At 64.5% G+C, this 19,079-nt stretch carries 16 protein-coding genes and 1 tRNA gene; 10 read left to right on the forward strand and 7 right to left on the reverse strand.

Translation table 11 applies throughout. The annotated features are described in order from the left end of the window. Window positions 1-135 precede the first annotated feature (135 nt). The 9 genes from IP86_RS08665 (at window position 136) to IP86_RS08700 (ending at window position 9,003) form a co-directional block, all read left to right on the forward strand. Window positions 136-543, forward strand: coding sequence for a YccF domain-containing protein (locus tag IP86_RS08665; RefSeq protein WP_054162119.1), 408 nt, complete (start codon window positions 136-138; stop codon window positions 541-543). 134 nt (window positions 544-677) lie between these two features. Continuing rightward, entirely contained in the window at window positions 678-2,219 is a 1,542-nt protein-coding gene (locus IP86_RS08670; RefSeq protein ID WP_054162120.1) for a type I restriction-modification system subunit M, read from the forward strand. After that, complete coding sequence (locus IP86_RS29030; RefSeq protein WP_054162121.1) at window positions 2,216-3,400, forward strand: restriction endonuclease subunit S; 1,185 nt, start codon at window positions 2,216-2,218, stop codon at window positions 3,398-3,400. The genes IP86_RS08670 and IP86_RS29030 overlap by 4 nt, the downstream gene beginning before the upstream one ends. 12 nt (window positions 3,401-3,412) lie before the next feature. Continuing rightward, window positions 3,413-3,586 (forward strand): hypothetical protein, encoded by a 174-nt coding sequence (locus tag IP86_RS28615; RefSeq protein WP_156332443.1) that lies wholly within the window; start codon window positions 3,413-3,415, stop codon window positions 3,584-3,586. Window positions 3,587-3,604: 18 nt separating this feature from the next. Beyond that, window positions 3,605-3,934, forward strand: coding sequence for a type II toxin-antitoxin system RelE/ParE family toxin (locus IP86_RS08680; RefSeq protein WP_054162132.1), 330 nt, complete (start codon window positions 3,605-3,607; stop codon window positions 3,932-3,934). Window positions 3,935-3,937: 3 nt separating this feature from the next. Beyond that, on the forward strand, window positions 3,938-4,264 hold the full coding sequence (locus IP86_RS08685; protein ID WP_054162122.1) for a hypothetical protein: 327 nt from the start codon (window positions 3,938-3,940) through the stop codon (window positions 4,262-4,264). 14 nt (window positions 4,265-4,278) lie between these two features. Then, window positions 4,279-7,701, forward strand: a complete 3,423-nt coding sequence (locus tag IP86_RS08690) for a DEAD/DEAH box helicase family protein (RefSeq protein WP_054162123.1) — start codon at window positions 4,279-4,281, stop codon at window positions 7,699-7,701. A gap of 50 nt (window positions 7,702-7,751) precedes the next feature. Continuing rightward, on the forward strand, window positions 7,752-8,702 hold the full coding sequence (locus IP86_RS08695) for a DUF5655 domain-containing protein (protein WP_054162133.1): 951 nt from the start codon (window positions 7,752-7,754) through the stop codon (window positions 8,700-8,702). Window positions 8,703-8,926: 224 nt separating this feature from the next. Then, window positions 8,927-9,003, forward strand: a tRNA-Arg gene (locus tag IP86_RS08700). Between the two features lie 112 nt (window positions 9,004-9,115). On the opposite strand, the gene IP86_RS08705 is transcribed toward IP86_RS08700, so the two are convergent. The 6 genes from IP86_RS08705 to IP86_RS08730 form a co-directional block, all read right to left on the reverse strand. Further along, window positions 9,116-10,057: a sensor domain-containing diguanylate cyclase gene (locus IP86_RS08705; RefSeq protein WP_054162124.1), complete on the reverse strand. Its 942-nt coding sequence runs from the start codon at window positions 10,055-10,057 to the stop codon at window positions 9,116-9,118. 175 nt (window positions 10,058-10,232) lie between these two features. Continuing rightward, the gene (locus IP86_RS08710) at window positions 10,233-11,411 is read right to left on the reverse strand and encodes an amidase (RefSeq protein ID WP_054162125.1); all 1,179 of its coding nucleotides are present in this window, start codon (window positions 11,409-11,411) and stop codon (window positions 10,233-10,235) included. A gap of 39 nt (window positions 11,412-11,450) precedes the next feature. Beyond that, window positions 11,451-12,683 (reverse strand): amidohydrolase family protein, encoded by a 1,233-nt coding sequence (locus tag IP86_RS08715; RefSeq protein ID WP_054162126.1) that lies wholly within the window; start codon window positions 12,681-12,683, stop codon window positions 11,451-11,453. Window positions 12,684-12,858: 175 nt separating this feature from the next. Further along, window positions 12,859-15,348 (reverse strand): branched-chain amino acid ABC transporter ATP-binding protein/permease, encoded by a 2,490-nt coding sequence (locus IP86_RS08720; protein WP_054162127.1) that lies wholly within the window; start codon window positions 15,346-15,348, stop codon window positions 12,859-12,861. 2 nt (window positions 15,349-15,350) lie between these two features. Beyond that, window positions 15,351-16,220, reverse strand: coding sequence for a branched-chain amino acid ABC transporter permease (locus IP86_RS08725; protein ID WP_054162128.1), 870 nt, complete (start codon window positions 16,218-16,220; stop codon window positions 15,351-15,353). Window positions 16,221-16,451: 231 nt separating this feature from the next. Continuing rightward, window positions 16,452-17,633 (reverse strand): ABC transporter substrate-binding protein, encoded by a 1,182-nt coding sequence (locus tag IP86_RS08730; RefSeq protein WP_054162129.1) that lies wholly within the window; start codon window positions 17,631-17,633, stop codon window positions 16,452-16,454. Between the two features lie 243 nt (window positions 17,634-17,876). Here IP86_RS08730 and IP86_RS08735 point away from each other — a divergent pair, with 243 nt between their 5' ends. Beyond that, the gene (locus IP86_RS08735; RefSeq protein ID WP_054162130.1) at window positions 17,877-18,311 is read left to right on the forward strand and encodes a nuclear transport factor 2 family protein; all 435 of its coding nucleotides are present in this window, start codon (window positions 17,877-17,879) and stop codon (window positions 18,309-18,311) included. Between the two features lie 159 nt (window positions 18,312-18,470). Here the strand turns inward: IP86_RS08735 and IP86_RS08740 are convergent. Next, on the reverse strand, window positions 18,471-19,079 hold a 609-nt coding region (locus IP86_RS08740), incomplete at its 5' end, for a GntR family transcriptional regulator (protein ID WP_054162134.1).

Raw genomic sequence — 19,079 nt, forward strand, 5'->3', positions numbered from 1 at the left:
CCTCTCATGCAGAAACTGAATCGCCCACAGTGAAAGCGAATCGGCTTTTCACCTCGGCTCTCTCGCAAGGTCGTGGACGGGGCGGTCCCGACTCGGCAACAGTCGTCCCAAGTTCCCGCCCTGGAGAAATGCCCGATGTCGCCGGTCTCGTTGCTTCTGAACATCTTGTGGATCGCGCTGGGCGGCTTCTGGATGGCCGCCGGCTGGGCGCTGGCCGCGGTGATCATGGCGATCACCATCATCGGTCTGCCCTGGGCCCGCGCCGCCTTCAGCATCGCCGCCTACACGCTGTTTCCGTTCGGCTACATGGCGGTGCCGCGCGACATGGTGACCGGCCGCGACGACCTCGGCACCGGGCCGCTGGGCGTGCTCGGCAACATCATCTGGTTCGTGTTCGCCGGCTGGTGGCTGGCGCTCGGCCACCTGGTCACGGCCGTCCTGCTCGCCGTCACCATCATCGGCATCCCATTCGCCTGGGCCCACCTCAAACTCGCCGGCATCGCGCTGTGGCCGATCGGCAAGATGATCGTGCCGGCGGAGTGAAGAGCGCACGGCGCACGCCGTAACCAAAGCCGGCCGCAAGCCATGCTTCGCCTGCCGGTTGCATACGACCTTTGCTGCGTCTTCCCTCCCCGCTCGGCGCCCTCTAAATTCCTCCCCTGACTCGGGGGATTGGAATGCTGACGGGCGAGCTGCGGTCGAAAATCGATAATGTTTGGAATGCGTTCTGGGCGGGCGGGATCGCCAACCCGATCGAGGTGATCGAGCAGATCACCTATCTGCTGTTCATCCGCGGGCTCGACGAGGCGCATACCCGCGAGGAGAACAAGGCCAACCGGCTGAAGAAGCCGATGGCGCGGCGGATCTTCCCCGAGGGCAAGGACGGTCGCGGCGGTCGCGGCGGCGTGGCTTACGAGGAGTTGCGTTGGTCGCGGCTGAAGAACCGCGATCCGGCGACGATGTTTAACCTTGTCGCCGAACACGTCTTCCCGTTCCTGCGCGACATGGGCGAGAAGGGTAGCGCGCACGCCACCCATATGAAGGACGCGCGCTTCACCATTCCGACGCCGGCGCTGCTGGCCAAGGTGGTCGACCTGCTCGCCGATATCCCGATGGAGGATCGCGACACCAAGGGCGATCTCTACGAATACATGCTGGCGAAGATCGCCACCGCCGGCCAGAACGGCCAGTTCCGCACCCCGCGCCACATCATCGCGCTGATGGTCGAGATGACTGCGCCGACCCCGAAAGACGTGATCGTCGATCCGGCCTGCGGCACCTGCGGCTTCCTGGTCTCGGCCGGCGAATATCTGCGCGACAACCATCCCAAACTGTTTCACGACGCCGAGACGCGCGACCATTTCAATCAGGAGATGTTCCACGGCTTCGATTTCGACAGCACCATGCTGCGGATCGGCTCGATGAACATGACGCTGCACGGCGTCGAAGACCCCGACATACGCTACAAGGATTCGCTCAGCCAGGAGCACGGCGGCGACGCCGACCGCTACAGCCTCGTGCTCGCCAATCCGCCGTTCGCCGGCTCGCTCGATTACGAGACCACCGCGAAGGACCTGCGCAGCGTCGTCAAGACCAAGAAGACCGAGCTGTTGTTCATGGCGCTATTCCTGAAGCTCTTGAAGCCCGGCGGGCGCGCGGCGGTGATCGTGCCGGACGGGGTTTTGTTCGGCTCCTCGACCGCCCACAAGGCGATCCGCAAGATGCTGGTCGAGAACCACCGGCTCGACGGCATCGTCAAGCTGCCGTCCGGAGTGTTCCGGCCCTATGCCGGCGTCTCGACCGCGATCGTGCTGTTCACCAAGACCAATTCGGGCGGCACCGATCACGTTTGGTTCTACGATTGCCAGGCCGACGGCCTGTCGCTCGACGACAAGCGAAATCCGCTGCTACCGGCGGAGAAGATCGGCCCGAACGCCAAACTCGACGCCGCCGAGCACGGCAAGAACAATCTGCCGGACATCGCCACGCGCTGGAAACAGCGCGCCACCGCCGAGCGCGACCGCCCGCGCACCGCGCAGAGCTTCTGCGTGCCGAAAGCCGAGATCGCCGCGGCTGGCTACGATTTGTCGCTCAACCGCTACAAGGAGGTGGTGCATGAGGCCGCCGAGCACCGCCCGCCGAAGGAGATCATCGCCGAATTGAAGGCGCTGGAGCAGGAGATCGCGGACGGGCTGGATGAGCTGGAGGCGATGCTGTGAACTTTGATGTCGCGCTCGGCCAACTCGTGGCGGAGTTAGAAAGCGGCGCTCGGCCAAAGGGCGGCGCATCGGCTGATACGGGCGAAGTGATGAGTCTTGGCGCCGAGCACTTAGCTGACGATGGCTCCTTTTCATTTAAAAATCCGAAGAGAATTCCAAAGGAATTCTACGAAAAACTCCCGGGTGGCCGTGTTTCGCCAGGCGACATCCTTATCGTCAAAGACGGCGCCACAACGGGAAAGACAAGCTTCGTAAACGACGACTTTCCTTTCCACGAAGCTGCGATAAATGAACATGTTTTCCGACTATCTGTTAAGCCTCACGAAGCAGATTCCAAATACATCTTTCGCTACTTGGCCTCGCCGCGTGGAAAGCACGAAATTCTGAAGGACTTTCGCGGCGCGACTGTCGGAGGGATAGGTCGATCATTCGTCGAGACAGTCTTTGTGCCGCTCCCCCCGCTCGACGAGCAGCGGCGGATCGCGGCGATCCTGGACAAGGCGGATGCGCTGCGCCGCAAGCGCAAGCGGGCGATAGAGTTGATCGATGAAGCTTTGCTATCCGTCTTCCTGGAGCGATTCGGTGACCCAGTCGTTAATCCAAAGTCTTGGCGGCAAGCACCAATCAGTCACGTATGCAAGGTCGTAACAGGAAATACGCCTCCAAGAGAGAACTCAGAAAACTTCGGCTCGTTTATTGAATGGATCAAATCTGACAACATCAATCCAGAGGAGCAGTATGTCAGCGAGGCAGCCGAGCGTCTATCCGAAGCGGCCAAATCCAAGGCTCGCATAGCCCCTCGCGGCTCCATCCTAATCACCTGCATCGCAGGAAGCCCCAACTCTATTGGGAATGCTGCCCTGACTGACAGGGAGGTATCTTTCAATCAGCAGATCAATGCTCTTATATCGACCGATATCGACGTTCTATTCTTGTATCATCAGATCCGAGCAGGGAAGCGGCTCATTCAAAACGCATCCACTGGCGGAATGAAGGGCTTGGTAAGCAAGTCTCGACTTGAACAGGTCCTTGTTATGTGCCCACCTTCCGATTTGCAGCGTAAATTCTCATGTATTGCGAGCAAGTTCACTTCCCAGAAGGCGGAGCAGCGCAACAGCCTTTCTAAGTCAGAAGCGCTCTTCTTCTCTCTCCAACACCGTGCCTTTTCCGGCCAGCTCTGATCGGACACTCGCATGTCCAACTTCGCCTTCCTCTCCGCCGAATTCCCCACCGTGCACGAGGCGGCGGTGGCGGCGGAGCGGCATGCGGCATCCGATCCAACCGCCGCGGCGTTCTTTGCCGGCAAGGCGGTCGAGGTGGCGGTGAAACCACGCTTGAAAATTCGCCCACGGGTTGCAATATGGTAACGTATAAGGCACCATATGATCCGGATCGTCGAATACGTCACGGAGGACGATGAAAGCCCGTTCCGGCACTGGTTCGACGGCCTCGATCCGCAGGCGGCGGCGGTCGTCACGACGGCCATCGGCCGCCTCGGCGACGGCAACATTTCCAACGTCAAGCCGATCGGAGACGGTGCCGCCGAACTCAGGATCGACCGCGGGCCTGGCTATCGAATTTACTTTGGCTGGGACGGCCGGGTGCTGGTGATCCTGCTCGGCGGCGGCACCAAGCGACGCCAACAGAAAGACATCGCCGCCGCGCTGCGGCGGTGGCGCGACTACAAGAGCCGCAAGGCCGACAAGAGAGGCTGACCGATGCCGCTGACCCGCGATTTCCGCGATACCGTGCAGGCCCGCGCGGCGCGTGACCCGGCGTTTCGCAAAGCGCTATTCGAGGAGGCGATCCAGACCCTGCTCGCCGGCGAGATCGACGCCGGGCGGGCCGCGATCCGCGACTACATCAACGCCACCATCGGCTTCGAACGTCTGAGCGCCGCCCTCGGGCGGCCGCAGAAGAGCCTGATGAGGATGTTCGGGCCGTCCGGCAACCCGACCGCCGAAAACCTGCTCGGCGTCATCGGCGTGCTGCAGAGCGAAACCGGCGTGCATCTCGAAATCCGCGCCATCGCCGACGCGGCCTGAAGCAAGCCCCGCCAATGTCCAACTTCGCCTTCCTCAGCCTGGAATTCCCCACCGTGCACGAGGCGGCGGTGGCGGCGGAGCGGCATGCGGCGAGTGACCCGACCGCGGCGGCGTTCTTCGCCGGCAAGGCGGTGGAGGTCGCGGTGAAGTGGGCGTTTCGCAGCGACCCCGCGCTGAAGCTGCCGTATCAGGACAATATCGCGGCGCTGCTGCACGAGCCGACGTTCAAGAAGGCCGCCGGCGAGGCGGTGTTCACGAAGGCCAAATACATCAATTCGCTGCGCAACCGCGCGGTGCACGAGGAGAAGGCGATCAAACCCGGCGACGCCGCCGGCGCCGTGAAGGAGCTGTTTCACGTCTGCTTCTGGCTCGCCCGCACTTATGCGCGACAAGCCAAGCCCGACCCGAAGCTCGCCTTCGACGCCGCGGTGCTGACGCGCCGCGACGAGGCGCTGAAGAAGGCGTTCAGCCATATCAAGGCGCAGCAGGCCGCGCTCGACGCCAAGAACGGCGAACTGACCAAACTACTCGCCGACAAGCAGAACCTCGACGACGAATTGAAGGCGCTGCGTGCCGAGGTCGCGAGCGCCCGCAAGGCCGCCGAGGCGACGCCGGACGCCCACGATTACAACGAGGCCGAGACCCGCGACCGCTTCATCGACCACTATCTGCGCGAAGCCGGCTGGACGCTCGACCATCCGGACGATCTGGAATTCCGCGTCGAGGGCATGCCGAACGAGCAAGGCGTCGGCTTCGTCGACTACGTGCTGTGGGGCGCCGACGGCAAACCGCTCGGCCTGGTCGAGGCCAAGCGCACCCGCAAGGACGCCCGCCAGGGCCAGCAGCAGGCCAAGCTCTACGCCGATTGCCTGGAGGCGCGCTACGGCCAGCGCCCGGTGATCTTCTATTCCAACGGCTACGAGCACTGGATCTGGGACGACACCCGCACCCCGCCGCGGCAGATCGGTGGCTTCTACAAGCGTGACGAACTTGAGCTGTTGATCCAGCGCCGGACCGGCCGCGCCAAGCTCGCCGAGACGAAGATCAACTTGGGTATCGCCGGCCACAAGCGGCCGTATCAGCAGCGCGCGATCCGCGCCATCGCCAAGCATTTTGAAGCGGACGGCGAGCGTAAAGCGCTGCTGGTGATGGCGACCGGCTCCGGCAAGACCCGGACGGTGATCGCGCTGGTCGACCTGCTGATGCGCGCCGGCTGGGTCAAGCGCGTGCTGTTCCTCGCCGACCGTATCGCGCTGGTGAACCAGGCCACCGGCGCCTTCAAGGCGCATCTGCCGGACTCGGCGCCGGTCAACCTCGTCACCCAGCGCACCAGCGACGGAAGGGTGTTCCTGTCGACCTATCCGACGATGATGAACCTGATCGACGGTAAGCAGGACGGCACCGTCAAGTTCGGTCCCGGCCATTTCGACCTGATCGTGATCGACGAGGCGCACCGCTCGGTCTATCAGCGCTACCGCGCGATCTTTGAATATTTCGACTCGTTCCTGATCGGGCTGACGGCGACGCCGAAGGACGAGATCGACAAGAACACCTACTCGCTGTTCGACCTCGAAGACGGCGTGCCGACCGACGCCTATTCGCTCGACGAGGCGATCGAAGAAGGCGTGCTGGTGCCGCCGGTGGCGATCTCGGTGCCGCTGAAATTCGTCCGCGACGGCCTGCGCTACGACGATCTCAGCGACGACGAGAAGGATCAGTGGGACAGCCTGGAATGGGGCGAGGAGGACATCCCCGACAGCGTCGAGGCCGCCGAGGTCAATAAATGGCTGTTCAACCAGGACACCATCGACAAGGTGATCGCGCACTTGATGCAAAACGGCGTCAAGGTCGAGGGCGGCGACCGGCTCGGCAAAACCATCATTTTTGCGAAGAACCAGGCGCATGCGCTGTTCATCGAGAAGCGCTTCAACGCCGCCTATCCGCACCTCGCCGGGCATTTCGCCCGGGTCATCACCTATGACAGCGGCGCCTACGCGCAGACGCTGATCGACGATTTTTCCAAGAAGACCGCCAATCCGCACATCGCGATCTCGGTCGACATGCTCGACACCGGCATCGACGTGCCCGAGGTGGTCAATCTGGTGTTCTTCAAGCAGGTGCGCTCCAAGACCAAGTTCTGGCAGATGATGGGCCGCGGCACACGGCTGTGCCCGGACTTGTTCGGCCCCGGCCAGGACAAGGAATTCTTCCGCGTCTTCGACTACTGCCAGAACCTCGAATTCTTCGGCGCCAATCCGGAGCTGAAGGAAGCGAGCGCGGCGAAATCGCTATCGGAACGGCTGTTCGCTGCCCGGCTCGACCTGATCGGCGCGCTCGACAAGAAGCACGCGAAAGCCGGCGAACTCGCCGAAGCGCCGCAGACGCCCTATCAGGCCGGCGACGATGCGCCGCCGAGCGAGACCGAGATCCGCGCCGACGCGCTGCATGTGCTGCAGGACGCGGTGAGCGGGCTCAACCTCGACAACTTCATCGTTCGCCGGCTGCGCCGCACGGTCGAGAAATACGCCAAGCCGGAAAGCTGGGCGACGCTCGACGAACAGACCCGCACCGAGCTGACCACCGACATTGCGCCGCTACCTTCGGCGCAGGATCTCGGCGTTGAAGAAGCCAAGCGCTTCGACCTGCTGATGTTCGGCCTCGAACTGGCGCTGCTCAAGGGCTCCAAGCGCTTCGCCACTTTGAAGAAGCAGCTTATCGAAATTGCGTCGGCCCTGGAGGAGCAGACCGGCATCCCGGCGATCGCCCAGCGCGCCGAGCTGATCGAGGAGATCCAGACCGATCAGTGGTGGGAGGGCGTCACCGTCCCACTATTCGAATTGGTGCGGCTGCGGCTGCGCGATCTGGTGCAGCACATCGAGCGCTCGAAGAAGGCGGTGGTGTATTCCAACTTCACCGACGAGATCGGCGATGGTGTCGAACACGAGTTGCCGCAGGTCGGCGCCGTCGACTTCGCCCAGTTCAAGCGCAAGGCACGGCATTTTCTGAAGGCCCACGAGGACCACATCGCCCTCCACAAGCTGCGCCAAGGCAAGCCGCTGACTGCGACCGACCTGACTGAGCTGGAGAAGATGCTGCTCGACGCCGGCATCGGAGAGGCCGGCGACATCGAACGCGCCCGCGACGTCAGCCAAGGCTTCGGTCGCTTCGTCCGCTCGCTCATTGGCCTCGACCGCGCCGCCGTCACGGAAGCCTTCGGCGATTTCCTCGACAGCGGAACCGCCTCCGCGGCGCAGATCGAATTCATCAACATGGTGGTCGAGCACCTGACCGACCAAGGGATCATGGACCCGGGCTTGCTTTACGAGCCGCCGTTCACATACGTGGCACCGACCGGACCGGACGACCTGTTCGGCGACGAGCGGGTGACGCAACTGTTTTCGAAGATCGAAATGCTGAACGAGAGCGCGGTGGCGTAGCAGGGTTTCGACAGCCCAAATTTCGCAAAAGCATGAAATTGGAAGCCGCTATGAGTGACGTAAAGCTTTTCAGGATCGACCATGAATTGGTGCACGAGGTCCCCGGTCAGGCCCTGCAAGTCGAAAAATCACTGCAGAATCTCTTTGAAGCCAATCTCGAGCAACTACTCGGCATTCGGTTTCTAGCGAGCGAGCATTCCACCGGAACTGTTCACGGCGGCCGCATCGACACTCTCGGACTCGATGAAGACGATTGCCCCGTCATCATCGAATTCAAGCGAGCGGTGAACGAGAACGTCATCAATCAAGGGCTGTTCTACCTCGATTGGCTGCTCGACCATCGCAAGGAATTTCAGTGGCTGGTGATGGAAAAACTGGGAAGCAAGACCGCGAACGAAGTCGACTGGAGCGCGCCGCGTTTGATCTGTATCGCCGGCGACTTCACGCGCTACGATCAGCACGCCGTCAAACAGATCGCGCGAAACATCGAGCTGATCCGCTACCGACGTTTCGACACCGGCCTGCTGATGCTTGAATTGGTGCACGCACCGAAGCAGGCCAAATCAGCTGTGCCGGCCGCAAACTTACCAGAAAGCCCCGAACCGCCTAACGAGCGCGAAAATGCGCCTGAGGATCCTTATGCTAACTCTCGGATCGACTATAAGCTTCAACGATCCCCACCAGAGCTGAGAGACCTCTTTGAAGCCGTTCGTCAGTATCTCATCGGATTAGGAGATGACGTCCAGGTCAAGGAACTGAAATTCTATATCGCGTTCAAACGTCTGAAGAATTTCACTTGCGCCGAAATTTACCCGCAGGTGAAGGTGGTCACTCTCTACCTACGGCTGGACCCTAAAACTGTAGATCTCGAAGACGGCTTCTCTCGTGACGTTACCAAGATCGGACATTTCGGCACAGGCAACCTCGAGCTGTCTCTGAAAAACATGGATGACTTTGCCAGGGCGCAGCCCCTATTGAGACGAGCGTATGAGGGCTCTTAGGACCAGGATCTGCTACGGCACTGGCGCGCCAGCGAAGACTCCATCCGCCCCCTTCTAGGTGGCACCACCGCAGCCCCGGCTCAGCCGCGTTGTGACGCCCGTTCCGCAGCATATCCGACGCGATTCGAGCGCGCGACCCTTGCCTCACGGGGTACGCCTTGAAGAACAATCGTTTTTCGTCCCCGTTGCCGATCCGCCGCCAATCGGCTACAGGAACGGGGCACGCACCCGTAGCTCAGCTGGATAGAGCGTTGCCCTCCGAAGGCAAAGGTCACACGTTCGAATCGTGTCGGGTGCGCCATTCCGATCCTACGCCTAGCGGCCCGACGCTCCGGTTGCAGTGCTGACGAAATGGCCTGTGGGCTGCCCGGCGCTGGACGCAGGGATCGTTGCGAAGCTCGGGCAGTTCCGCGCTACGCCGCCCGGCTCTGGGCCTCGTCTCCGATCAGATGCACGCGATTCCGGCCGGCGGCCTTGGCCTGGTAGAGCGCGAGGTCGGCTTCTTCGAACAGGTCGGCGATCCGCCTGCGATGCGGGCGGCCGACCAAAGCGGCGCCGATCGAGGCGCTGACCTCGATGCGATGGCCGTTCCAGAACAGCGGCCGGCTGAGCATCAAGATGGTGTGCTGCAACACCTCGGCGATCCGCGTCGGACTGCGCGGCGCCCGCAGGATGATGGCGAACTCGTCGCCGCCGAGCCGGCCGACCAGGCCGGCATTGCGGAAGGCCCGCCGCAGACGTTGCGCGACCTCGCACAGGCATGCGTCTCCGGCCAGATGGCCGAGCGTATCGTTGAGTTCCTTGAAGCCGTCGAGGTCGATCAAAACGAGCGCCGAGGCGAAGCCGTGATTCAGGCTGTCGCCCACGACCTCGCGGTAGCGCGCCTGGAAGATCGCGCGATTGGCCAACCCGGTGAGAGGATCGGTTTCGGCCTGGAGCCGGAGACGCTCGATCGCTTGCCGGTCGGAGGTGACGTCCTGTTTGGCGCCGAAGATCCGCACCGGCCGTCCGCCGTCGCGCGCTGCGTTGATCGACAGACGCATCCAGCGGCTTTCGCCGCGCCAGGTTCTGATCTCGGTATCGATGGTGACCGGGCGACCGCTGCGGATCACCTCGGCACGCGCCAGCTCCATGTTGCGCCGGGACTCATCGAAGTAGAGGTCGACGATGGCGGCGCGTCGCAACGGATTGCCCGCCGGATAGCCGAAGATGTCGTAGACGCCAGTGGTCCAGCTCAGGCGCTCGGTATCGAGGTCGCATTCCCAAACCCCGATGCCGGCGGCATGCAGAGCCCGATCATAGAGTCGTATGCGTGCCTCGTCCGACAGTTGCGAAGCAGCAGGGTCTTCCCTCATCGGCGATCCGGCAGTGTTCCACGACTAGATCCAGGCACCTCGAAACTAGGACCGCCGCGTTAATGATCCCTCTATGTGGAGCTGCGTCGGTCGGGCAGATGCACTCCTGGAGCCGCCATGGCGCGCCGCATCCAGCGGCGCGCATCCAGGCGCGGCACACGCCGGCGTAGGCCTGTCAGCCTGCGCGTTCGAGTTCGGCGGCAATCGCCAGCAGATCCTCATCGCAGCCGCGGCCGCCGATCAACGACAGACCGAGCGGACAGCCGTCGAGCGTCGCCAGCGGCAGCGATAGTTGCGGCAGGCCGGCATGGCCTGCGGGGCACAAGAGCTCGATCGAGCGCGCGCGGAAGGCTTCGAGCGCATCGCCGGAGGAATTGCGCAGCGGCGCGATGCCGGGCGCGGTCGGCGCGATCAGCACCGCGTCCTCGATCAGCCCCAGCATCTTCGCCGTGATGCGCTGGCGCAGAGCTTCGGCGTCGGCGATCTCGGCAGGCGCCATCACTGCGGCAGCCGCAAAACGCTCCTTCACGCCGGGCCCGAACGCCGGCTTCACCTCGGTCACCCACGCGCCATGTGCCGCCCAGGCGTCGCGTGACTGCAGCACGCGAAACGCGTTGCGCCACGCAGCCCGTTCGTCGCCGACGACATCGACCGGCGTCGGCGTGCCGAGCAACGCAGTCAGCCGTTTGAGGCCGGGCTGCAGCGCTTCGGCGACGCGCGGCTCAATCGCGGCGAACAGATCCTGCGCGATCAGCACGCGCGACGGCCGCCGCGGCGCGCGGACGTCGTCGAGCAGCACGTTGCCGATCGTCGCCATCAACTCGGCGCTGCGCGCAAACCAGCCCACGGTGTCGTAGCTCGGCGCCAGCGGCACGGCGCCGTCGAGCGGAAGACGGCCGTGCGTCGTGCGAATGCCATAGATGCCGCAATAGCTCGCCGGCAGCCGCACCGAGCCGCCGGTGTCGGAGCCGAGCGCGAAGTCGACCAGCTTGCCGGCCGTCGCCGCCGCCGAACCACTCGACGAGCCGCCCGGGATGCGGCCCGGCGCGGCCGGATTGATCGGCGTGCCGTAATGAGCGTTCTCGCCGTTCAGACTCCACGCCATCTCGTCGGTGTGAGTTTTGCCGACCATCTTGCCGCCGGCCTTGAGCAGCCGATCGACCACCGGCGCAGAGCGCGCGGGCACCGGATGCGTCGCCAGCCATTCCGGGCTGCCGGCGCCGGTCGGCACGCCGGCGACGTCGAAGAAATCCTTCACGGCGAAATTCAGCCCGGCCAGCGGCCCGTGCTGCTGCGTCTGGCGTTCGATCAGTCCATGCGCACAGAACGCATCCAGCGTGTCGTCGACCGGCATCGTGTCTCCGTCGGTGTTGGTGGTGTCGCCGCGGCGAAATCAGTTCGGCTTGTGCAACATCGCGGCGGGTTTGTCGAATGTCCGCACGCCGCGCTTGAGGCCGAACAGCGGCTGCGCGATCTCGCACACCGCCTGGGCCTTGGTGACGCAGTCCAGCACGACGAGATCGGCCGGGTTGCCGATCGCGGTGCCGTAGTCCTTCAGATTCAGCAGCCGCGCCGAGGCCGACGTTACCATGTCGAGGCAGCCGGCGAGTTCGGCGGTGGCGCCGACCTGCGTCACGTTGGCGTAGAGATTGATCATCCGCATCAGCGAGCAGTCGCCGAACGGCGTGAACGGGTTGAGCACGTTGTTGGTCGAGATGTTGGCGTTGACGCCGCGCGCGCGCAGCCGGTGCGCCGGCGTCACGCCGCGCGGCACGTTGGCATCGCTGTCGCGGCCGGTGAGAAACAGGTCGGTCGCGGGCAGCACGGTGACGGCGACGCCGGCGGAGGCCAGGCGATCCGCAGCCGCCTCGAACGCAGCGGTCGGCATCGCTGACAGCTTGGTGACGTGGCCGATCGCAACGCGGCCGCCCCATCCGGTTGCGTCCGTCATGCGGCAAACCTCATCGAGATCGAGATGCGCCGGATCGAGGCCGAAATCGAGATGGAAGTCGATATCGATGTCGAACTCCTTGGCCATCGCGAAGATGCGATCGATCTGGCCGTGCGAGTCCTTATCCATATAGGGCGCGCCGCCGACCACGTCGGCACCCTCGCGCAACGCCTGCAGCATCACCTCGTCGCAGCCCGGATCATCGAGCAGCCCCTCCTGCGGAAACACGCAGAGCTGCAGATCGACCGCCCAGGCGTAGTCCGCCTTGAGCTGCTTCAGCGCGCGAAAGCTGGTGAGGCCAACGCGCGGATCGACCTCGACATGAGTACGAATTCGATTAGTGCCGTGCTTGATCGCCTTCTCCAGTGTCAGCGACGCACGCTGGTACACGTCCTCCTCGGTGAACGCCTTCTTGGCTTTCACCACCTCGGCGATCGCCTCGTCCAGCGTGCCCATCTCGCAATTGCAGCGGCCGAGCAGGCAGGATTTATCGAGATGGATGTGGGTCTCGACAAAGCCCGGCACGACGAGACGCCCGCCGCAATCCTGATCCGGCGCGCCGTCGTTCGGCAGTCCCGCTTCGATCGCCGCAAACCGCCCGGCCTTGATGCCGATATCGGCGCGGCCTTCGCGATCGACGATGGCGGCGTTGCGGAGAATGAGATCGAACGTCATCGAATTATCCCTGAAGTTTGATTAGTTCGAACCGTTCCCCGGACGCGATGCAAGACCAAGTCTTACGTCGCAGATCCGGGGTCCCGGTTTGTTGGCCTGAAAGTCACCGGGGTCCCGGATCTGCGGAGCGGCATAAGTATGCCGCACCGCGTCCGGGACACGAGGCAATTGCCCGCTACGACACATGACCGAGATACGCGGCCTCGACCTCGGGATCGCTGGCAAGCGCCGCGGCGCTGTCGTTTCGGACGATCTTGCCGCTGTCGATCACATAGCCGCGGTCGGCCACCGCCAGCGCCAGCACCGCGATCTGGTCGACCAGCAGAATGGTGATGCCCTCGTCGCGCAGATCGGCCAGCACGTCGTAGAGTTCGTTGATCATCGCCGGCGCTAAGCCGAGCGACGGCTCGTCGAGCAGCAGGATGCGCGGCTTGGCCATCATGCCGCGCGCGATCGCCAGCATCTGCTGCTCGCCGCCGGACAGAAGCCCTGCCCGTCCGTGCAGCCGCTCGCGCAGCCGTGGAAACCGCTTCAGCACCGCCTCGATCTCGGCCGCGTAGTCGACATTGCTACGCGTGTTGGCGCCGAGTTCGAGATTGTCGTAGACGCTGAGCTCGGGAAACACCTGCCGGCCTTCCGGCACCAGAGCGAGGCCGCGCGCGGCGATGCGGTGCGCGGCGATCTTGTCGATACGCTCGTTGTCGAGAATCACGTCGCCGTCGACCGGCCGCAGCAGGCCGGCCAGCGCGCGCATCATCGTCGACTTGCCGGCGCCGTTCGCGCCGATCACCGCGACCATCTCGCCGGGCCGGACTTCGAGATTGAGGTCGGACAGCACCGGCGCGGCGCCATAACCGGCAACGAGATTGATCGCGGTCAGCACCGCATCGCGCGAGCCGTCCCAGGGCGCGTCGCGGCCCCGCGCCCGCATCTCGGCGCCGCCGAGATAGGCGGCCAGCACTTTCGGATCGCGGCGGATCATGTCCGGCGTGCCGGCGGCGATCGGCGTGCCGGCGTCCAGCACCACGATATGGTCGGAGATGCCCATCACCAGCCGCATGTCGTGCTCGACCAGAATGACGGCGATGCCGAGATCGGCGATGCGGCGGAGCAGCCCGCTTAGCGAGTCTTTATCGGACGCCATCAGGCCCGCGGCGGGCTCGTCGAGCAGCAGCACGCGCGGCCGCATCGCCAGCGTGCGAGCGATCTCGACGAGGCGCCGGTCGACATGCGGCAGGTCGCCGGCGATGGCGGCGAGCGGGCCGCGATAGCCGACGAAGGCGATCAAAGCCTCGGCTGCGGCCTCATCGGCGGCAGTCGCAGCGGTGCTCACCATCGAGCCGAGCCGGCCGCCGCGCATCGCGATCAGCACGTTGTCGAGCACGCTCATGGTGTCGAACAGCTTGGTGGTCTGATAGGTGCGCCCGATGCCGGCGCGCGCCACCCGCCAGGCCGGCGCGCCGGCGAGCTCATCGCCGCCGAGCCGGATGCTGCCGCTGTCCGGCTTGTAGAAGCCGCCGATCATGTTGAGCACGGTGGTCTTGCCGGCGCCGTTCGGACCGATCACGCTGGTGACCTGCCCGGGCTGCGACGCAAACGATACGTTCGAAGCCGCCTTGATGCCGCCGAAGCTGATGCCGATCTGGCTGACATCAAGCGCATGCTTGCTCGACACGTCGGCCAAATAAGCGCCGACATCGCCCGGTGTCGCCGGCCGCGGGTCAGTTCGCCGCACCAGCCTTGCCAACGTGCCGAGCACGCCTTCCGGCGCCAGCCACAGCACCGCCAGCAGCAACGCGCCGAAGAACAGCAGCCGATACTCGGCGAGCTGCGACAGCAGTTCCGGCAGCACCACGGTGATTGCAGCGCCAACCGCCGGGCCGAACACCCAGCCGGCGCCGCCGACTACGCAGGCGAACAGGAACAGGATCGACTGCGAGAACGGAAACGAGTCCGGCGCCACGAAGGCGAGCAGCGACGCGAAGATGCCGCCAGCGAGCCCGGTGAACACCGCCGACAGCATGAAGGCCGCGGCCTTGACGGTGACCGGATTGAGGCCGATCGAGCGCGCCGCAACTTCGGCGTCGCGCACCGCGACCATCGCCCTGCCCCACGCCGAGCCGGCAAGCCGATAGAAAAAGTACGTCGCTGCGCCGGCGAGGCCGATCGCCAGCAGCGCCATCTCGCGTTCGGTGAAGACATGGCCGCCGATCGCGGGCGGCGGCAAGCCCATCAGCCCGTTGGAGCCGCCGGTGACGCCGCGCCATTCGATGCTGAGATGCTGCACGATGAAGGCGAACGCGATGGTGATCATCGCCAGATACGGCCCGGTGACGCGCAGCGCTGGCAGCGACAGCAGCAGGCCGATGGCGCCGGCGATCAGTCCGGCCAGCGGCAGCGCCAGCCAGAAGCTCAGTCCCTGCAGCGTCAGGATCGCCACCGTATAGGCGCCGATCGCGTAGAAGCCGACATGGCCAAGCGAGATCTGCCCGGTGAGGCCGACCAGGATGTTGAGGCCGACGCCGACCACGCAAGTCAGCGCCACCATCGCCAGCACGAACGGCGCGTAGCCGTCGGCCCGCGCGGCGTAGAGCGCAGCCGCCAGCGTCAGCAGCAGGATCGCGGCGGGCATCGCGTAGGCGCGCAAGGATGATCGCGGCTGCATGGTCAGACCTTGTTGATCGCGGCGCGGCCGAACAGCCCGTTCGGCATCAGCGCCAGCGCCAGGATGACGACCGAGAACACCACGATCTGGGTATAGACCGAGCCGAGGAACGATGTGACGAGCGCTTCGATCAATCCGTAGACCAGCCCCGCCATCACCACGCCCCAGGCCGAGCCCATGCCGCCAAGGATCGCGACGGCGAACGCCTTGATGCCGAACAGCGTGCCCATCTCCGAGCTGACGCTGAACAACGGCGCGATCAGAATGCCAGCGAGACCGGCAAGCGCGGTCGAGACCATGAACGAGATGGCGATGGTGCGGTTGACGTTGATGCCCATCAGCCGCGCCGCATCTGGGTTCTGCACCACCGCGAGCAGCGTCTTGCCTCGCCGCGTGTGGCGCAGCAGCAGATGCAGCGCCAGCGCGCAACCGATCCCGACCAGCGGAATGATCAACTGCAGCGGGTAGACGCCGGCGCCAAAAATGCGGATCGGCTGGCTCGCCAGCGCCGACGGAAAACCACGCGGCTCCTTGCCGAAGGTGAACAGCACGATGTTGTCGAGCACAATCCCGGCTGCGACCGTCGCCATCAGCCAGGCATTGGAGCCGCGCGCCACGAACGGCCGCACCAGGAAGCGCTCGATCACCAGCCCGACCAGCGCACAACAGGCAAGCGCCGCCAGCACCGCGAGCGGCATCGGCCAGCCATAGCGGATGCCGAAGGTGTAGCCCAGCACGGCGCCCAGCATCATCGCCGAGCCCTGCGCGAAGTTCACGGTGCTCGACACCACATAGGTGATGTGAAAGCCAAGCGCGATCAGCCCGTACATGCTGCCGAGGCCGATACCCGAGATGATGGCGGAAGCGAGCATGGGGGTCCGTAAGGGTTGTCGCAACTACAAACTATCGTTCGTCATTCCGGGGCGCGCGAAGCGCGAGCCCGGAATCCATATCCCCTGTGCTCGTGTTGAACGCAGGCGTCACGACGCTGTGCCTCAACTCAACCACAGGGAGTATGGATTCCGGGCCTGCCCCTTCGTCGGCTGCGCCGACGCAGGGACATCCCGGAATGACGAACTTGGGTGACGTCAGCCTTCATCCACTCAATTCGTCAGCGGCAGGATTTCGTCGCCCTTGAAGTAGGTGAAGATGTAGTCCGAGGGCGACAGGGCGTCGTGGTTGTCCTTGGTGAAGGGCTTCGCATAGCTCTTGATCAGGCCGTCATAGCTGCCGATCTCGTAGAAGCCGTCGCGGATCTTGGTGCCGTCGGTCGAGCCGGCCTTGGCGATCGCCAGCGCGGTGAGATGCATGGCGTCATAAGCGTTGGCGATGCCGACGGCGGGCGTGACATCGGCGGCCGATTTGATCTGCGGGTACTTCGCCTTCAGCGCATCGAGCACCGCGGCCGCCTTCGGGCTGGGGTTGCCGGAGAAGCTGAAGGTCTGGATGAAGTGCACCTTCTCGGCGCTCGGGCCGGCCAGCTCGGTGAAACGGCCGCCAGCGGGCCCCCAATGCGACACCACCGGCACGTTCCAGCCCATGCGGTCGAGCGATTTCACCACCTGTGCGGATGGCGCCACGTTGGCGACCATGAACAGCGCGTCGGCTCCGGCGTCCTTCAGCCGGGTGAGCTGCGGTACCAAATCGACGTCGCCGCCTTCGAATTTCTCGACACCGGCGTTCGGCATGTTCTTGGCGGCCAGCGCGGCTTTCAGCCCGGCTTCGTTGGACTCGCCCCAGGGATTGTTGATCAGGATCATCCCCGGCTTCTTGGCCGAATACTTCTTGACCGCGTAGTCGACCAGCGCGACGTCGACCAGCGCGTCGACGGCGGAGACGCGGAATACGTAGTTCTCGGCGGCGCCGTTGCGGGTGATCGGCGTGCCCGCGGTCCAGACGCCGATGAACGGAACCTTGGACTGGTTAGCGAACGGCACGATCGCCATCGACACCGGCGTATCGATGCCACCGAAATACGCCACCACCTTCTCGCGCTGCACCAGCTCGCGCGCCGCGATCACGCCTTTGGCAGGGTTGCTTTCATCGTCGCGCACTACCAGCTCGACCTTCTTGCCGAGCACGCCGCCCTTGGCGTTGATCTCGTCGATCGCCAGCGACAGGCCGCGGACGATTGCCTCGCCCGACTTGGCCGATTGGCCGGACATCGCCGCGACCAGCCCGACCTTCACGGTCTCCTGCGCGAATGCCGGCACCGCGGCCAGCGCCAACGACGTTGCGCCTGCGGCAATCAGCAAGCGGCGCGAAATTCTCGGCAATGCGAACATGCTCACGGCCCTCTCTCCAATGGATGCAGGCTAGAGCTAGCAAGCGGTGTGCCAGAAGGCGGCGGGGCGGAATCGCCGCAGACTCTCGGGAAAGCCCGTCAAATCGCAGCTTCAGGGCCCGTGACTGCTCAACATGCAGACAGCGGCCGCCCAGATCGTATACAATTCTGGACTGGAACGGATACGATCTTGGCACCCTGTTTGCTTTGATTGGGCCATCATACAGACCATGGAGAAGTCCTCATGTCTCACGCTCAACCGGCCCCGACGCCCTCGCCGGCCGACGATACCGACGCGGCGGCCGCGCTGGTCGAACGCTTTCTGGTCGCCTCGATGATCCCCGATCCGGAAACGGCGGCGACCTTCATGGCGGCGGACGTCGCCATCACCTTCACGGGCGGGCGTAAGTTTTCGCATCCGCGCGACGCCACGGCGTTCAACGCCATGCGTTACAAATGGGTGAAGAAGAAGATGGAGCGCACCGACGTCGCGCCCGGCGACGGCGAGACCGTCGTGTACAACACCGGCACGCTGTACGGCGAATGGCCCGACGGCACGCCATTCGAAGGTAACCGCTACGTCGATCGCTTCGTTGTCCGCGGCGGCAAGATCGTCAAGATGGACGTCTGGAACGACAGCGCCGAGCGGCTGCTGACGCAGAAGGGGATCGAAGCGTAGAAGGCGCTTCGGCCGAATTCACAGCATCGCAAAGGCTGACGAGACAGCGCGACCACTTCTCCCCGTCATTGCGAGCGAAGCGAAGCAATCCAGAAGCGCCGTGCACGGCGCTGGATTGCTTCGTCGCTGCGCTCCTCGCAATGACGCTGCGGAGCGGGGTTAGCTCCTCTTCGCGGCCTTCTTGCCCTTCACTTGCGCGGCCTCCTTCGCATAAGGCGCCAGGATCTCCTGGATGTCGCGTTCCGGCGGTCGGTGTTCGAAGATCATCGCCCGATCGGCCACCGCATCGAGATGATGATCCATCAGCTCCATCGCGGCCGGAACGTCATTGGACGACAACGCCGCGATCAGCGCGCGATGCTCGCTCACCGCGCAATCCGACGAATGGGGCCGGCTGTAGCGCGCCAGGATCAGCCCGCAGCGCGAGGCGACTTCGCTGACATAGCGCGCGAGCACCGGATTGCCCGTCATCTCGGCCAGCTTGATGTGAAAGTCCGTCGCCAGCCGGATCGACAGCGGCATGTTGCTGCCGCGCGCCGCCTCTTCGGCGTCGACGTGTTGCTTGAGCTGCTTGATCTGCTCGCGCGTCAGCCGGCCGGCGAGCCGCGCCACCACCAGACGCTCGAGGCCGATCCGGACATCGAAGATGTCCCTTGCCTCGCTCCAGCTCGGCGTCGCCACCGCGGCGCCGCGATTACGGCGCAGTTCGACCAGCCCCTCGGCCGCAAGCCGCGCCAGCGCGGCGCGCACAATGGTGCGGCTCCCCCC

Source organism: Rhodopseudomonas sp. AAP120 (assembly GCF_001295845.1).
Lineage (GTDB): Bacteria > Pseudomonadota > Alphaproteobacteria > Rhizobiales > Xanthobacteraceae > Rhodopseudomonas.

Bases quoted from the DNA above. Each gene is read 5' to 3' on its own strand.
- IP86_RS08665 (WP_054162119.1), top strand. From the start codon at position 136: ATGTCGCCGGTCTCGTTGCTTCTGAACATCTTGTGGATCGCGCTGGGC.
- IP86_RS08670 (WP_054162120.1), top strand. From the start codon at position 678: ATGCTGACGGGCGAGCTGCGGTCGAAAATCGATAATGTTTGGAATGCG.
- IP86_RS28615 (WP_156332443.1), top strand. From the start codon at position 3,413: ATGTCCAACTTCGCCTTCCTCTCCGCCGAATTCCCCACCGTGCACGAG.
- IP86_RS08685 (WP_054162122.1), top strand. From the start codon at position 3,938: ATGCCGCTGACCCGCGATTTCCGCGATACCGTGCAGGCCCGCGCGGCG.
- IP86_RS08690 (WP_054162123.1), top strand. From the start codon at position 4,279: ATGTCCAACTTCGCCTTCCTCAGCCTGGAATTCCCCACCGTGCACGAG.
- IP86_RS08695 (WP_054162133.1), top strand. From the start codon at position 7,752: ATGAGTGACGTAAAGCTTTTCAGGATCGACCATGAATTGGTGCACGAG.
- IP86_RS08705 (WP_054162124.1), bottom strand. From the start codon at position 10,057: ATGAGGGAAGACCCTGCTGCTTCGCAACTGTCGGACGAGGCACGCATA.
- IP86_RS08710 (WP_054162125.1), bottom strand. From the start codon at position 11,411: ATGCCGGTCGACGACACGCTGGATGCGTTCTGTGCGCATGGACTGATC.
- IP86_RS08715 (WP_054162126.1), bottom strand. From the start codon at position 12,683: ATGACGTTCGATCTCATTCTCCGCAACGCCGCCATCGTCGATCGCGAA.
- IP86_RS08720 (WP_054162127.1), bottom strand. From the start codon at position 15,348: ATGCAGCCGCGATCATCCTTGCGCGCCTACGCGATGCCCGCCGCGATC.
- IP86_RS08725 (WP_054162128.1), bottom strand. From the start codon at position 16,220: ATGCTCGCTTCCGCCATCATCTCGGGTATCGGCCTCGGCAGCATGTAC.
- IP86_RS08730 (WP_054162129.1), bottom strand. From the start codon at position 17,633: ATGTTCGCATTGCCGAGAATTTCGCGCCGCTTGCTGATTGCCGCAGGC.
- IP86_RS08735 (WP_054162130.1), top strand. From the start codon at position 17,877: ATGTCTCACGCTCAACCGGCCCCGACGCCCTCGCCGGCCGACGATACC.